This window comes from Streptomyces sp. NPDC093094, from assembly GCF_044754345.1.
Taxonomy (GTDB): Bacteria; Actinomycetota; Actinomycetes; order Streptomycetales; family Streptomycetaceae; genus Streptomyces.
The window spans coordinates 192,797-208,404 of record NZ_JBIVOX010000014.1 but is presented as its reverse complement, the minus strand read 5'-3'; the positions used below and the strand labels follow the sequence as shown (position 1 = coordinate 208,404).

Genomic DNA, 15,608 nt, shown 5'->3' with positions numbered 1-15,608 from the left:
GTCTTGCGTCTCCGACTCTATCAGACCGTTTCCCGGCCCGATTTCCTCGGTGCTTTCCAGGGTCCCGCTCCCGCGTTTCCCTTTCCGGCGGTCCCAACTTTATCAGCGTTTTTCCGTCTCCCTGACCACCCTTCCGTAGGCACACGGAAGGAGACCCTTGGAGAGGATCTGAACTAGTTGGGTGCTGCCCGGCGAGAACGCTCACTGACGTCCCTCAGCCCCAGGCAGGAGTACGACACTACACGGGGCCACGAACCCCGCGCAAATCGACTATGCTGGTGGTCTAGACCTCTGACCCGGTACCTCTCAGGCGGAACCGGGACTTCCTATGACATACCCTGCTGAAAAGTGCGCCACTGTCGACAGACAGTGACGACACGTAAGCAGCTCCACCCCTGGGAGGCTTCCCATGACCACCGTGACGTCCCCTCTCGCAGGACGCGCCATCGGACTGGCAGCAGTGCCGGATCCCGTCTTCTCCGGGGCCATGGTCGGCCCGGGTACCGCCATCGACCCCGTCCGGGAGCCTTCCGAGGCCGTCGCTCCCGTCGACGGGGTCATCGTTTCTCTGCACCCCCACGCGTTCGTGGTCGTCGACGCCGAGGGGCACGGCGTTCTCGTCCATCTCGGCATCGACACGGTGCAGCTCAACGGGGAGGGCTTCGAGCTCCTGGTGAACAAGGGGGACACCGTGACGCGCGGCCAGGGTGTCGTGCGCTGGGACCCGGCTGCCGTCGAGGCCGCCGGCAAGTCCGCGGTCTGCCCGGTCGTGGCGCTGGAGGCCACGGCGGAGGCTCTCTCCGATCTCCGTGAATACGGCGACGTCAAGGCCGGCGACAGCCTTTTCGGCTGGAAGTGACACCGGCCGTCGCGGTGACGGCAGACAGGACGACCACCACTGCGGCGGGAACCGCCGCACTATCGGAGACGGGTGAGATGGAGACAACGCTGCGAGGCGTCGGCGTGAGCCACGGTGTGGCGATCGGCGAGGTTCGGCACATGGGAACGGCGGTCCTGGAACCGCCTGCCAAGCAGATCCCGGCGGAGGAGGCGGAGCGCGAACAGGGGCGTGCCCGCAAAGCTGTCGAGGCTGTGGCCGCCGACCTGATTGCGCGCGGCAATCTGGCGGGGGGCGAGGCCCAGGCGGTGCTGGAGGCACAGGCCCTGATGGCCCAGGACCCCGAGCTCATGGCGGACGTGGACCGCAGGATCGCTGTGGGGAGCACGGCCGAGCGCGCCGTCTACGACGCCTTCGCCGCGTACCGCGAGCTGCTGGCCGGTGCCGGCGAGTACCTCGCCGGCCGTGTGGCCGACCTCGACGACGTGCGGAACCGTATCGTCGCGCGTCTGCTCGGCGTGCCCATGCCGGGCGTGCCCGACAGCGACGAACCGTACGTACTCGTCGCGCGGGATCTCGCACCGGCGGACACGGCGCTGCTGGACCCGACCCTCGTGCTCGGTTTCGTGACCGAGGAGGGCGGGCCGACGAGCCACAGCGCGATCCTGGCCCGTGCGCTCGGCGTCCCCGCGGTCGTGGCGCTGCCGGGCGCGGGTGAGCTGGCCGAGGGCACGATGATCGCGGTCGACGGCAGCACCGGTGAGATCTTCGTGCACCCGAGCGAGGAGAAGAAGGCACAGCTGGAGGCCGCGGCGGCGGAGCGCAAGGCGGCTCTCGCGGCGTCCACGGGTCCGGGTGCCACGGCTGACGGGCACAAGGTGCCGCTGCTGGCCAACGTCGGTGGTCCGGCGGACGTGCCGGCTGCCGTGGAGGCCGGGGCCGAGGGTGTGGGTCTGTTCCGTACCGAGTTCCTCTTCCTGGACGACAGCAAGAACGCGCCGTCCGAGGAGAAGCAGGTCGATGCCTACCGCAAGGTTCTCGAAGCCTTCCCCGAGGGCCGCGTCGTGGTCCGCGTCCTGGACGCGGGAGCCGACAAGCCCCTGGACTTCCTGACGCCCGCCGACGAGCCGAACCCGGCGCTGGGTGTGCGCGGTCTGCGGACGCTGCTCGACCACCCCGATGTGCTGCGCACCCAGCTGACGGCGCTGGCGAAGGCCGCCGAGGGCCTGCCCGTCTACCTCGAGGTGATGGCCCCGATGGTGGCGGACCGTGCCGACGCCAAGGCGTTCGCGGACGCGTGCCGCGAGGCCGGGCTGCGGGCGAAGTTCGGCGCGATGGTGGAGATCCCGTCGGCCGCTCTGCGGGCGCGCTCGATCCTGCAGGAGGTCGAGTTCCTGTCGCTGGGCACGAACGACCTCGCCCAGTACACCTTCGCCGCCGACCGTCAGGTGGGCGCGGTGTCTCGGCTGCAGGACCCGTGGCAGCCCGCGCTGCTCGACCTGGTCGCGCTGTCCGCCGAGGCGGCGAAGGCCGAGGGCAAGAGCTGCGGTGTCTGTGGCGAGGCCGCTTCCGATCCGCTGCTGGCCTGTGTGCTGACGGGTCTGGGTGTCACCTCCCTCTCCATGGGCGCGGCTTCGATCCCCTATGTCCGTGCCACGCTGGCGAAGTACACGCTCGCGCAGTGCGAGCGGGCTGCGGCGGCGGCCCGGGCGGCGGACAGTGCCGATGAGGCGCGGGCCGCGGCGCAGGCGGTGCTGTCCGGCGAGTAGCCGGTACCCGCCGGCCGGTGTGCATCGGCTGCCGGGAGTTCTCCGGCTGCCGCCGAGGGGCGCTCCATCCACGGATGGGGCGCCCCTCGCGCGTTCAGTGTCCGTGGCCTGTGGTGGGTCCGTCCGCCCCCAGGTCCGGGGGTTCGCGGTAGTCGACGTTCGATTCGGGTGAGACGAGGTCACCGGATTCCGCGTCGGTGCAGTAGGCGTCGAAGACCTCGCCGGCGGTCAGCGGTTGCAGGCCGTCCCCGCGCACGCGCCATCCGTAGACCTGGTCGGCCTTTCGGGGTGCGGTGGTCCGCATGACCAGGCCGCCCGGGCTGCGGGTGGCGAGGCCGAGGGCCAGCACGCTGGTGAACTCGAGTGCTTCCGCCTTGTCCAGTTCGAGCGTGCCGACCGGGTCCTCGTCGGCGTGGAGGACGGCTGCGAGGGTTTCCGGCGTGGTGGACACACTGCAGACGAGGTGATGGTGGCCGGGCGGTGCGGTGTCGAGGATGCGGGTGAGGAGACCGGATGCCCGGCGCAGGGCGGCGCGTCCGAGATCCTCTCCGCAGGAGGGGCAGGCTCCGAGACCGGCCAGCAGTGTGGAGGCGTACTCCCAGGTCGCCTGGCGTACGGCTTCGTCGACGAGGGCGGGGAGCAGGTCGGTGAGTGGCTGGCCCTCGTAGGGAAGGGCCGGGCCGGTGGCCGCGAGTTCCGCGGTGAAGCGGGTCCTGCTCGCCGCCTGGTCGGGGTCGATGCCGGTGAGGATGCAGTAGTCGGCGTACTCCTGCGGGTCGAAGAGGGCCACTGCGGTGTGGCCGCCCTGGGCGGCGCGTGTGCGCAGGAGCGCCTCCACCTGCCGCAGGTAGGTGGCGTGGTCGTCGAAGGTGAAACTGCGGTAGCGCCGCATCGCCCGGAAGTCCTGCTCGTCGGTGAGCAGGCCGATGGTTCCGGCGATCTCGCGGCGCAGGACGCTCCGCATGGTCCGGTGGTCGGTGTGCGCCATGATTCCCCCTGTGCACGGTCGATCAATGCTCACTCACAGTAACCGGCACCACTGACAGTGGACCTCGCGGACGGTATCGTCGCAGGTCATGGCGTATTCAGGGGTGGAGGAGCGTCGGCCGCGAGCACGCTCTCGCAGCGGGTCGCGGCCGGTGCTCGGCTCCGGTCAGGCGCGCTTGCGGGCCAGGTCCTCGTAGAAGTGGAGGAGGTCGAGGTTGTCGATCGAGCCGGGGTTGACGGCCTTGTCCAGCGGGGCGCCCTGGAGGAGGCGCTTGACCGGGACCTCGATGCGCTTGCCGGTCAGCGTGTGCGGGATGCCGGGCACCTCGATGATCTCGTCGGGGACATGGCGCGGTGACAGCTGCTCGCGGATGGTCCGCTTGATGCGGCCGAGCAGTGCCTCGTCGAGGGCGGCGCCCGGGGCGAGGTGGACGAAGAGCGGCATCCAGTAGCCGCCGTCGGGCTGCTCGACTCCGATGACGAGGGACTCCTTGATCTCGGGGAGTCGCTCCACCGCCTCGTAGATGTCGGCGGAGCCCATGCGGACGCCCTGGCGGTTGAGGGTGGAGTCGGACCGGCCGTGGATGATCACGGAGCCCCGGGAGGTGACGGTGATCCAGTCGCCGTGGCGCCACACGCCGGGGTAGGTGTCGAAGTAGCTGTCGTGGTAGCGGCTGCCGTCGGGGTCGTTCCAGAAGTGGATCGGCATCGACGGCATCGGGTTGGTGACGACGAGCTCGCCGACCTCGTCGACGACGGGACGGCCGTCGGGGTCCCATGCCTGAAGGTCGGTGCCGAGGCCGGGTGCCTGCAGCTCGCCGATGTGCACGGGGAGGGTGGGGACGGCGCCCGCGAAGCAGGAGCACACGTCCGTGCCGCCGCTGACGGAGGCGATCCAGAGGTCTTCGCCGACCTCGTCGTGCAGCCAGCGGAAGCCGTCGGGCGGCAGGGGCGAGCCGGTGGTGGCGACGCAGCGGACCGCGGAGAGGTCGTGGTCGCGCGAGGGGTGCACACCGGCCTTGCGGCAGGCCATGACGTACGCGGCCGAGGTGCCGTAGAAGGTGGCCCGGGTGCGTTCGGCGACGCGCCACTGGGCGCCGGTGCCGGGGTATCCGGGGCTGCCGTCGTACAGGACGATCGTGGTGCCCGTGAGCAGGCCGGAGACGAGGAAGTTCCACATCATCCAGCCGGTCGAGGTGTACCAGAAGAAGCGGTCCTCGGGGCCGAGGTCGCAGTGCAGGCCGAGCTGCTTGAGGTGTTCGACGAGGATGCCGCCCTGGGACTGGACGATGGCCTTGGGCAGACCGGTCGTACCGGAGGAGTAGAGGACCCAGAGGGGGTGGTCGAAGGGGACCTGTTCGAACACGGGCTCCTCGTCGGCGCCGGTGAGGGCGGACCAGTCGAGGGCGCCCTCGGGCGCTTCGGTGCCGAGGACCGGGATGTGGACGACGGCGCGCACGGTCGGCAGTTCGCGGCGCAGCTCGGCGACGGTCTCGCGGCGGTCGTGCTCCTTGCCGCCGTAGCGGTAGCCGTCGACGGCGAACAGGACGACGGGTTCCACCTGCTGGAACCGGTCGAGGACGCTGCGGGCGCCGAAGTCGGGCGCGCAGGAGGTCCAGACCCCTCCGACGGCAGCGGTGGCGAGGAGGGCGACGACCGCCTCGGGGATGTTCGGGAGGTAGCCGCTCACGCGGTCGCCGGGCCGCACACCCAGGGAGCGCAGCCGAGCGGCGAGGGAGCCGACCTGGCGGCGCAGCTCCGCCCAGGTCACCGGGCGGGGTTCGTGGATCTCGTCGACATGGAGGAGGGCCGGTTCGTCCGCACGGGTGGCTGCCGCGCGCAGGGCGTGTTCGGCGTAGTTGAGGGTGGCGCCGGGGAACCATGCGGCGCCGGGCATGGAGCGGTCGCCGAGCACGCGCGCGGAGGGCGTGGAGAAGCGGACGTCGAACCATTGGGTGACGGCCGTCCAGAACGCCTCCGGTTCGTCGACGGACCAGCGGTGGAGTGCGGCGTAGTCCGTGCCGGCGGGGGCTCCGTGCCGTTCGGCGGCCCAGGTCTGGAACTTCGTGATCCGGGCGGCGGCGATGCGTTCGGGATCTGGCTGCCAGAGCGGCTGGGGGTTCTCGGTCGACATGGGGCGGCTCCCGGACTGTTCGCGTCGTGTGCTTCCTGCCGCGCACGGGCGGGGTGTGCGCGTGACACGGATGACACGGACGATGCCACGTGATCGACTTCCGCACCAGGGCCGACCCCACATAGTCCGTGTCGTGAAGGTGTGGTCCCGGCACAGGTGAACGGGAGCTGAACACGACACGCGCGGGGACCGGTCGGTGGCAGGGTGAGCAGCATGGACGGTCGTGACCTGGTGCGTTCGATGAAGGCGGTCGGTTCGGTGGGGATGGCCCAGGGTGTGCGTGCCGTGCGGGCGGCGTGGCGCAGGGGGCGTGCCGACGCGGCGGGGCTGCCGCCGCGCGGTGCGGAGCGTGCGCGTGTGCCGGGTCCGGTGCGGGAGGCGGAACCCGGCCCGGGCGGGGGCGTGGTCCGTTTCGGCCGGGCGGAGCTGCGGATCCTGGTCGCGGTGAACGGAGCCGTGTTCTGGGGCTGGGACGGGGCCGGTCCCGAGCCGTCGTACGCGTTGGCGGGGCGTGCTCCGGAGCCCGATCCGCGGGCGGTGCTGGAGCCGGACAAGGACGGCGGCTGGCGGGTGGTGGCCGAGCGGGTGACGGTGGTCGTCTCGCGGCACGGGGCCGTCGAGGTGCGGACGCCGGGGGGTGTGATGCTGCGCCGGGATCTGCCGCCTCGCTGGTGGGAGCCGGTGGAGGGGGGTCCGGCACGGTGGATGCAGCGGTCCGAGGTGCCTGCGGACGCCCGTTTCTTCGGGCTGGGCGGAAGGGCTTCGGGACCGCGGCTGCGGGACGGGGTGTACCGGCTGTGGAACACCGATCCGGGCGGGGCCTTCGGGCCCGGGGACGATCCGCTGTACGTCACGATGCCGGTGCAGATGGTGGTGGCGGACGCGGCGACGCATCTGGTCTTCCACGACACGTCGTGGGACGGCACGGTGACGTTGCGGGAGGGCGAGGAGGGTGCCGGTTCGGGCCACGACCGTCCGGGGACGTGCGAGCTGCGGCTGGAGGGCGGCCCGCTGCGCTGCTGGGTGATGGTGGGGACACCCGCGCGCGTGCTGCTCGCGTGGGCGTCGCTGACCGGTGGCGCCGCGCTGCCGCCCGCGTGGGCGCTCGGCCATCACCACGCGCGGTGGGGTTTCGGCAGCGAGCAGGAGGTGCGGCGGGTCGTCGCCGGTTACCGGGAGCGCGGGCTGCCTCTCGATGCCGTGCATCTGGACATCGACCATTTCGACGGGCACCAGGTGTTCACGGTCGACCGTGAGCGCTTTCCCGGGCTGTCGCGTCTGGCCGGGGACGTGCGCGGGGACGGGATCCGGCTGGTGTCGATAGTCGATCCGGCGGTGAAGGCCGCCGCGGGCAATGCGGTGTACGACAGCGGCACGGCGGCGGACGTGTTCGTCCGGGACGCGTCGGGGCGTGTCGTGCGCGGGGTGGTGTGGCCCGGGGAGGCCGCCTTCCCGGATTTCACGGACGCGCGTGTGCGCAAGTGGTGGGGCCGCTGGTACGAGGAGCGTCTGGCACAGGGTTTCTCGGGTTTCTGGCACGACATGAACGAGCCGACGTCGTTCGCGGCGTTCGGCGAGACGACGCTGCCGCGCTCGGCCCGCCACGGCCTGGAGGGACGCGGCGGCGATCATCGCGAGGCGCACAACGTGTACGCCCTGTGCATGGCCGAGGCCGCCTACGAGGGGCTTCGCGAGCTGTCGCCGCAGCAGCGGCCCTTCGTCTTCTCGCGCTCCGGGTGGGCCGGCATGCAGCGCTACGGAGGGACCTGGTCGGGGGACGTGGCCACGGGGTGGCCGGGGCTGCGGGCGTCGCTGTCGCTGGTGATGGGCATGGGGTTGTGCGGGGTGCCGTACTCGGGGCCGGACGTGGGCGGCTACGACGGCAGTCCGTCGCCGGAGCTGTTCCTGCGCTGGTTCCAGATGGCCGCGTATCTGCCACTGTTCCGCACCCACGCGGGACTGCGGGCGGGTCGGAGGGAGCCCTGGGAGTTCGGGCCCGAGGTGCTGGAGCACGCGCGCGTGGCGCTGCTGGAGCGCCGCAGGCTGCTGCCGTACTTCGTGACGCTGGCGCATCTGGCGCGGCGTACGGGGGCGCCGTACGTGCGGCCGCTGTGGTGGAACGCTCCGGAGGACCGGGCGCTGCGGGACTGCGAGGACGCCTTTCTGCTGGGCAACTGCCTGCTGGTGGCGCCGGTGCTGGACCCGGGGACGGACCGGCGTGCGGTGCGGCTGCCGCGGGGGCTGTGGTACGACACGGCGACGGGGCGGGCGTACGAGGGGCCGGGGCAGGTGCTGGTGGAGGCGCCGCGGTCGAGGATCCCGGTGCTGGCACGCGCGGGTGCGGTGCTTCCGGTACGTGGTGAGGACGGGGGCCTGGAGCTGGAGGCGTGGGCCCCTGCCCGGGGGCGGACCGGGAGCGGGCTGGTCGTGCCGGACGCCGGCGAGGGGTGGGAGGAGCCCGGGATCGAGCGGTATGTCAGCCGGTGGCAGGGGCGGCGTGTCGTGGTGCGCCGCGAGGGTGAGGACGGCGAGAGCGCGCCGCCCCACCCCGTGCGGGTGCGAGGTGTCGTCGACGGCCCGGGGCCGTCGTAGCCGGCGGCCCCGGGTGGTGGTCGACGGACGGCCGGGGCCGGCCCCGGCCGTCGGCCCAGGTCAGACGTACCGGCCCTCGAACCAGGCCCGTACGGCCAGGGTGTGGAGGGGGAAGGCGAGTTCTTCGGCCCTGCGCAGCAGGTGCCAGCCGTCCGTCTCGTCGGTGGGGGCCGGCTCGGGCAGGCGGTCGACGGGGCGTTCCGGGAGGAAGCCGAACAGCAGCAGATGGCCGTCGGGTGAGCTCATGGCGTCCGCCAGCCTGACGTCACGGGCGGCCGCGTCGATGCCGGTCTCCTCCTTGAGCTCTCGCACAAGGGCCTGGCGCCAGTCCTCGCGGTCGTCGACGTAGCCGCCCGGCAGCGCGATGCCCCCGCGTGCGGGCGGCACGTTGCGGGTGATGACGACCAGGGCGGTGCCCTGGTCGTCGTACACGGGCTGGAGGGCCACCGCGACGGGCAGCGGGTTGCGGTAGGCGACGGTGCCGCAGGCCGGGCAGGTGCGGGGCCAGGCGGAGATGCCCTCTCCGTAGGGCGATCCGCAGCTCGAACAGTGTGAGCCCGGTGCGGAGTCGGGGGCGGAGTGCTGGTTCTCGGACACGTCGCGGACTGTATCCGATCACGGAGAGGGCGTCCTCGTCCGGCCGTTCCGGCGGCTGCCGGTGAGCGACGCGGCGGTGACGATCCCGCGCAGGGCGGTCAGGGCGCGTGCCGGGGCGGACGGCCGTGTCATGTCTCCTGCGTCCATCAGGAGGGGGTCGCTCCGGGGAGGCGGCCGCACCGGGGCGGGCGTGTCCGGGGCGGGCGACGAGGGAGGGACGGTCGGGGCCACCCCCGTGGGCCTCGTCCGTCCCTCCTGTTACGACGACGCAGGCGAAGCGTGCTTGGTTCACACCGATGGCCTGCGGATTTATGGTTGCCCGTGGCACACTTCTGACGCATCATCAGATCTGTTGCCGGGGAGGGACTTTGACGCGTACACGCATTCCGGTGGTGGCCGACTGGTTCACCGGCGAGGGAAGCTCCTTCCGGCTGCTCGGGACGCGCTGCTCCGCGTGCTCGTGCGTGTTCTTCCCCCGGGAGGACGTCCACTGCCGCAATCCGGGCTGCCCGGGCGGCGAGCTGGAGGAGTTCCCGCTGTCCCGGCGCGGGCGGGTCTGGTCGTACACGGACACGCGCCACCGGCCGCCGTCACCTTATGTGACCGACCCGGAACTTCCGTGGACACCGTGCACGTTGATCGCCGTGGAGCTGGAGTCCGAGCGGATGGTGGTGCTGGGACAGGCGGCTCCCGGGGTCACCGTCGCCGATCTGGCGGTGGGCATGGAGGTGGAGACCGTCCCCGGCGTGCTGCACGAGGACGCGGAGACGGTGTGGACGACGTGGCACTGGCGGCCCACGGGGGTGCGGGCATGACGGCGGATGTGGCGGTCCTGGGGGCGGGCATGCATCCCTGGGGCAAGTGGGGGCGCGGTTTCGTCGAGTACGGGGCGGCGGCCGCGCGTGCGGCGCTCGCCGACGCCGGGACGGACTGGCGGGACATCGGGGCGATCGTGGGCGCCGCAACCGTGCGCGGCGGCTATCCGGGCCATGTGGCCGGGGCGGCCTTCGCCAGAGCCCTGGGCTGGCAGGGTGCCCGGGTCACGAGCGTGTACGCGGCGTGCGCGTCGGGGGCCCAGGCGGTCGCCGCCGCGCGGGCGCAGATCCTTTCCGGTCTCGCGGACACGGTCCTGGTGGTGGGTGCCGACTCCGCGCCCAAGGGCTTCTTCCGGCCGGCGGACGGCGACCGGCCGGACGACCCCGACTGGCTGCGGTTCCGGGTGCTCGGGGCGACCAACCCCGTGTACTTCGGTCTGTACGCGCGGCGGCGGGCGGCCGTGTACGGGGACACCCCGGAGGACTTCGCCCGGGTGAAGGTGAAGAACTCCGCGGCGGGAGCCCTGAATCCGTACGCCCGCTACCGCAGACGGGTCACCGCCGAGGAGGTGGCCGGCTCGGCGGTGGTGGCCGACCCGCTGCGGCTGCTCGACATCTGTGCGACCTCCGACGGCGGGGCCGCCCTGGTGCTGTCCAGCCTGGACTTCGCGCGTCGGCACGGGGTGCCGGAGCCGGTCCGCATCCGCGCGGTGTCGACGGTGACGCCGCGCTACCCCGACACGGTGCTGGATCTTCCCGGCTTCGCGACGGACTCCGCGGCGGCCGTCGCGCCCGCCCCGGAGACCTTCCGCGCGTCGATCGCCTCCGCGGCCTACGAGGAGGCCGGGGTCGGGCCCGGCGACCTCTCGCTCGCCGAGGTCTACGACCTGTCGACCGCACTGGAGCTCCAGTGGTACGAGGATCTCGGACTGTGCGGCGAGGGCGAGGGGGCCGCACTCCTCAGGAGCGGCGAGACGGCCCTGGGCGGGCGGACACCGGTGAACGCGAGCGGTGGCCTGGCCTCCTTCGGCGAGGCCGTACCGGCCCAGGCGATAGCCCAGGTGTGCGAGCTGACCCGGCAGTTGAGGGGCCGGGCCGGAGACCGCCAGGTGGACGGCGCGCGGGTCGGCCTCTCGGTCAACCAGGGACTCTTCGGGCACGGCTCGGCCGTCGTCGCGCTGCGGTGAGCAGGACGTCGGCCCCACCTCCGTACAGCCGTGCACGGGAGCAGTGTCCACGCTCTGTGATCGGCCGGGAATGCTGCGTGAACGTCTCATGAACTGCGCCCGGGGCGGCCCGTCCGGGGAGCCATCATGCTTGCGTGCACTCCTGGACGGACACTGTCCGCTTCGCCTTCCAGCCGGTGGTCAATCTGACCACCGGCGGGGTCGCGGCACTGGAGGTCCTCGCCCGCCCCGAGGCGGGCGACATCCTCGCCGAGGCCCGTCGGGACCCGGAACTGGACGGCGGACTGGCCGTGCTGGCGGTCCGCGCTGCGGCACGCAAGGAGACCCTGCTGCCGCTGCACATCAACGTGTTCGCCGGCACCCTCGCCGACCTCGGCGGTCTCGGGTCGCTGGAGGACGCCGTGCGCCAGGCCGGCCGGCTGCCGTGGGAGGTGACGGTCGACATCGGCCCGCCCTTCACCCATGTCCCGCAACAGGCGCTGCTGGACGCGGTGGAGGCGCTGCGGGGTGCGGGCTTCCGGATCAGTGCCGACGGTGTGGGCGACGGCGACCTGCCCCTGCGGATGCTCGCCGACATGGCGCCCGACCTGGTGAAGCTCGATGCCTCCCTGCTGGGCAGGCCCCCGGCGGTCCGGGCGATGCGGACCCTGTGCGATCAGCTGGGCGCGCTGCTGTCGGTGGAGGGCGTGGAGACCGAGACGCAGTACACAGAGGCTCTGGCGTCCGGCGCCCAGCTGGGCCAGGGCGAGCTGTTCGGGCCACCCGCCCGGCTGCCCGCCGCGGAGGTGTACGTTCCGCCACGTCCTTCGGGAGCCCCTCCGGGGCCGCGTCCGGGGCCGTCCGTACGGGAGTTCGTACGCCCCGCCGCGCTGCTGCCCGACATCGCGTCCGCGGGACAGGTGCGAGCGCTGCTGACCGGTTCGCCGGGTGTGTCCGGAGTGCTGCTCGTGGACCGGGAGGGCATCCCGGTGCGGTCGGTGCACCGGTCGCGTTTCCTGCTGTCGATGTCGGGCCGCTACGGACACGCCCTGTACGCCGACCGGCCCGCCGCCCGGCTCGGGGACGCACCGCGGACGGTCGGCGTGGACGCCACCGCGTGGGAGGTGCTGGACGTGGTGGCGGACGGCGACCGGGACCGCACATCGGACGATGTCGCCGTCGTCGACCGCTACGGGCGCTGTGTGGGCGTCGTCCGGCTGGCCGATCTCGTACGGGCGCTCGCCGAGTCGCGGGTCGAGGAGGCGGCAGGACTCAACCCGCTGACCCGGCTGCCCGGTTCGGACGCGATCACCGGTGAGGTCGACCGGTGGATCGCGGACGGGCGGCCGTTCGCGCTGAACTGGCTGGACGTGGACCACTTCAAGCTGGTCAACGACGGGGCCGGGTTCGCCGCGGGCGACGATCTCATCCGGTCCGTGGGACGCATGCTGCTGGACACGGCGTCCGGCAGCACCCGGGTGGGGCACATCGGCGGGGACGACTTCCTGGTCCTGACCGACCCGGAGCGGCTCGATCCGCTGACGGCGATGCTCGACGCGCCGTGGTCGGCGGGCGGACGGCCGGTCACGCTGTCGCTGGCGACGGTGCTGTGCGCGCCGGGGAGCGTGACGGACCACCGGCAGGCGGCTGCCTGTCTGGCTCCGCTGAAGAAGGCCGCGAAGTCGCTCCACGGGGCGAGCTGGGTGCTGGGGCGGGCCGGGCTGCCCGGCCACGAGGTCCGGCGCGGCTCCGGACCCACGACCAGCCACACGGGCGTGGCCATGGCCGGGCCCTTGGGCTGAACCGCCGGACCGGCCGTCCTCCCGAACCGCCGGACCCGCCGTCCTCCCGAACCGCCGGACCCGCCGTCCTCCCGAACCGCCGGACCCGTCGTCGGCCGGCTGCACGTCGAGGCCGCGCGGGCAGCAGGAGACACTCCTGTCGCGATGCCGCCCGCCGCGGCCGTCCGTTCGGTCCGCGAGCGCCATTGTCGTCGCCGACCTTGACGCCCCCTGGGCACCGGTGAAAACTTCCCGGTGTCAGTCGACATCGCCGTACATTCTCGGCGTATTCCGGCACGCGCTGCGGGCTCGGCGCGGCCAAGGCCCACTCCTCCAGGGGCGATTCGGCTGCCACGGCACGCTCGTCATGGACGCCGGGCGGGGCGCGGGACCTCCCTGCCTCCGGCTGTCACCGGCACGGAGCCACGGAACCGAGGGAAACGCGCCCTGCACACAGGGCCGGGGCCGATCGTCCCCGGTCCGGGGACCAGCGCCTAGGAGCCGCCATGAGCAACGGAGACATATTCGTCGGCGAGATCATCGGCACCGCGATCCTCATTCTGTTCGGTGCCGGTGTCTGCGCCGCCGTCACTCTCAGATTCTCCAAGGCGCGGGCCTCCGGATGGATCGTCATCGCCTTCGGCTGGGGATTCGCCGTGCTGGCCGGGGCGTACACCGCGGCACCGCTGTCGGGAGGGCATCTCAACCCGGCCGTGACCCTGGGCATCGCCGTCGACACGGGCGAGTGGGGCAAGGTCTGGGTGTACCTGCTGGGCCAGATGGTCGGCGCCGTGCTCGGCGCCGTGCTGGCGTACCTGGTGTATCTCGCGCAGTTCCAGGCGAACGTGCGCAAGGAGGGCACCACCGAGGGCACGGCCGACGAGCCCGTCCCGACGCTGGGCATCTTCTCCACCGTCCCGGAGATCCGGAACCCCGTCGCCAACCTGATCACCGAGATCATCGCGACCGTCGCGCTGGTCCTGCCCGTCCTGGCGTTCGGACTGACCGAAGGGCTCGGCGAGTCCGGCACGACCGTGCTGATCGTCTCGCTCCTGGTCGTGGGCATCGGCCTGTCCCTGGGCGGGCCGACCGGCTACGCCATCAACCCCGCCCGCGACCTCGGACCGCGCATCGTGCACACCTTCCTGCCGATCCCGAACAAGGGCACCTCCGACTGGGGCTACGCGTGGATCCCGGTCGTCGGCCCGCTGATCGGAGGGACGCTCGCCGGCCTGATCTACAACGCAGCCTTCTGACCGAGCCCAAGGGGTAGCCATGACGGACAACGCCGAGAAGTACGTCGCCGCGATCGACCAGGGCACCACCTCCAGCCGCTGCATCATCTTCGACCACGGCGGCTCGATCGTCGCCGTGGACCAGCGCGAGCACCGCCAGATCTTCCCCAAACCGGGCTGGGTGGAGCACGACGCCACCGAGATCTGGTCCAAGGTCCAGGCCGTGGTGGCCGGAGCGCTCGCCAAGGCGGGTCTGCGGGCGGACCGGCTCAGCGCCCTCGGCATCACCAACCAGCGCGAGACGACGGTCCTGTGGGACCGCGCCACGGGCAAGCCCGTGCACAACGCGATCGTGTGGCAGGACACCCGTACGGCAGCGCTCTGCAACGACCTGGGCGGCCCCGACGGGCAGGACCGGTTCCGCGAGAGGACGGGCCTGCCGCTCGCCAGCTACTTCTCCGGACCCAAGGCGGCCTGGCTGCTCGACCACGTCCCCGGGCTGCGGAGCCGCGCCGAGCGCGGCGAGATCGCCTTCGGCACCATCGACTCCTGGCTCATCTGGAACCTGACCGGCGGCACCGACGGCGGCCGGCACGTCACCGATGTCACCAACGCCGGGCGCACCATGCTGATGAACCTGGAGACGCTCCAGTGGGACAGCTCGATCCTGTCCGCCATGGGCATCCCGGAGGCGGTGCTGCCCGAGATCAGGTCCTCGGCCGAGGTGTACGGCACCGCCGTCGGCCAGCTCGCGGGGGTGCCGGTCGCCTCGGCGCTGGGCGATCAGCAGGCGGCCGTGTTCGGGCAGGCATGCTACGACGTGGGCACGGCGAAGAACACGTACGGCACGGGCAGCTTCCTGCTGCTCAACACCGGCGACCGGCCGGTGCCGTCCAAGAACGGACTGCTGACGACGATGGGGTACAAGATCGGCGGGGAGGCGCCGGTGTACTGCCTGGAGGGTTCGATAGCGATAACGGGCGCCCTGGTGCAATGGTTCCGCGACCAGCTCGGCATCATCCGCGGCGCCGACGAGATCGAGACGCTCGCGGCGAGCGTCGAGGACAACGGCGGTGCGTACATCGTGCCCGCCTTCTCGGGCCTGTTCGCGCCGTACTGGCGATCCGACGCGCGCGGTGTCGTCACCGGGCTCACCCGGTACGTCACCAAGGCGCATCTCGCGCGGGCGGTGCTGGAGGCGACCAGCTGGCAGACGCGCGAGGTCGTGGACGCCATGTACCAGGACTCCGGCGTGCAGATCACCACCTTGAAGGTGGACGGCGGCATGACCGGGAACAATCTGCTGATGCAGCATCAGGCCGATGTGCTGGGCGTGCCGGTGATGCGGCCCAGGGTCTCGGAGACGACCTGCCTGGGCGCGGCGTACGCAGCCGGTCTGGCCACAGGGGTGTGGAACGGCCTGGACGAGCTGAAGGCGCACTGGCAGAAGGACGCGGAGTGGACTCCGGGGATGGACGCCTCGGTGCGTGACCGCGAGTACCGCAACTGGCGCAGGGCCGTGGAGAAGAGCTTCGGCTGGCTGGAGGACGGGGACGCGTAGACACACGCGTGTGCCCGTCGTCGTGGACCGCGGCCCGTACCCCAGTCGGCGGGGGTACGGGCCGTGCCCGACGGCACCGGACGATGCGTCACGGCCTACCGTGCAGAGGCCCGGCACGTGCCGGGCGCGGAGG

Annotated in this window: 11 protein-coding genes; 8 read left to right on the top strand and 3 right to left on the bottom strand. The window is 72.2% G+C overall.

The genetic code is table 11. From position 1 onward, the window contains the following. Positions 1-409: 409 nt before the first annotated feature. On the top strand, positions 410-859 hold the full coding sequence (locus ACIQGV_RS28375) for a PTS glucose transporter subunit IIA (protein WP_402499084.1): 450 nt from the start codon (positions 410-412) through the stop codon (positions 857-859). A 77-nt stretch (positions 860-936) separates the two neighbouring features. Further along, positions 937-2,607, top strand: coding sequence for a phosphoenolpyruvate--protein phosphotransferase (gene ptsP / locus ACIQGV_RS28370; RefSeq protein ID WP_402499082.1), 1,671 nt, complete (start codon positions 937-939; stop codon positions 2,605-2,607). A gap of 94 nt (positions 2,608-2,701) precedes the next feature. Here the strand turns inward: ptsP and ACIQGV_RS28365 are convergent, their stop codons facing one another. Both ACIQGV_RS28365 and ACIQGV_RS28360 read right to left on the bottom strand, forming a co-directional pair. Further along, entirely contained in the window at positions 2,702-3,595 is an 894-nt protein-coding gene (locus ACIQGV_RS28365; RefSeq protein ID WP_402499081.1) for a hypothetical protein, read from the bottom strand. A gap of 165 nt (positions 3,596-3,760) precedes the next feature. Continuing rightward, entirely contained in the window at positions 3,761-5,728 is a 1,968-nt protein-coding gene (locus ACIQGV_RS28360; protein WP_402499079.1) for an acetoacetate--CoA ligase, read from the bottom strand. Between the two features lie 213 nt (positions 5,729-5,941). Between ACIQGV_RS28360 and ACIQGV_RS28355 the strand changes: the two genes are divergently transcribed. Next, positions 5,942-8,320 (top strand): TIM-barrel domain-containing protein, encoded by a 2,379-nt coding sequence (locus tag ACIQGV_RS28355; RefSeq protein ID WP_402499076.1) that lies wholly within the window; start codon positions 5,942-5,944, stop codon positions 8,318-8,320. 60 nt (positions 8,321-8,380) lie between these two features. Here the strand turns inward: ACIQGV_RS28355 and ACIQGV_RS28350 are convergent, their stop codons facing one another. Further along, positions 8,381-8,917: an NUDIX domain-containing protein gene (locus ACIQGV_RS28350; protein WP_402499073.1), complete on the bottom strand. Its 537-nt coding sequence runs from the start codon at positions 8,915-8,917 to the stop codon at positions 8,381-8,383. Positions 8,918-9,306: 389 nt separating this feature from the next. Here ACIQGV_RS28350 and ACIQGV_RS28345 point away from each other — a divergent pair, with 389 nt between their 5' ends. The 5 genes from ACIQGV_RS28345 (at position 9,307) to glpK (ending at position 15,475) form a co-directional block, all read left to right on the top strand. Beyond that, on the top strand, positions 9,307-9,732 hold the full coding sequence (locus tag ACIQGV_RS28345; RefSeq protein WP_402499102.1) for a Zn-ribbon domain-containing OB-fold protein: 426 nt from the start codon (positions 9,307-9,309) through the stop codon (positions 9,730-9,732). Beyond that, positions 9,729-10,919: a lipid-transfer protein gene (locus tag ACIQGV_RS28340; protein ID WP_402499100.1), complete on the top strand. Its 1,191-nt coding sequence runs from the start codon at positions 9,729-9,731 to the stop codon at positions 10,917-10,919. The genes ACIQGV_RS28345 and ACIQGV_RS28340 overlap by 4 nt, the downstream gene beginning before the upstream one ends. Positions 10,920-11,053: 134 nt before the next feature. Continuing rightward, positions 11,054-12,700: an EAL domain-containing protein gene (locus tag ACIQGV_RS28335; protein WP_402499071.1), complete on the top strand. Its 1,647-nt coding sequence runs from the start codon at positions 11,054-11,056 to the stop codon at positions 12,698-12,700. A 485-nt stretch (positions 12,701-13,185) separates the two neighbouring features. Further along, positions 13,186-13,935, top strand: coding sequence for an MIP/aquaporin family protein (locus tag ACIQGV_RS28330; RefSeq protein ID WP_402499068.1), 750 nt, complete (start codon positions 13,186-13,188; stop codon positions 13,933-13,935). Positions 13,936-13,954: 19 nt separating this feature from the next. After that, entirely contained in the window at positions 13,955-15,475 is a 1,521-nt protein-coding gene (glpK, locus tag ACIQGV_RS28325) for a glycerol kinase GlpK (protein WP_402499066.1), read from the top strand. The last annotated feature ends 133 nt before the right edge of the window (positions 15,476-15,608 follow it).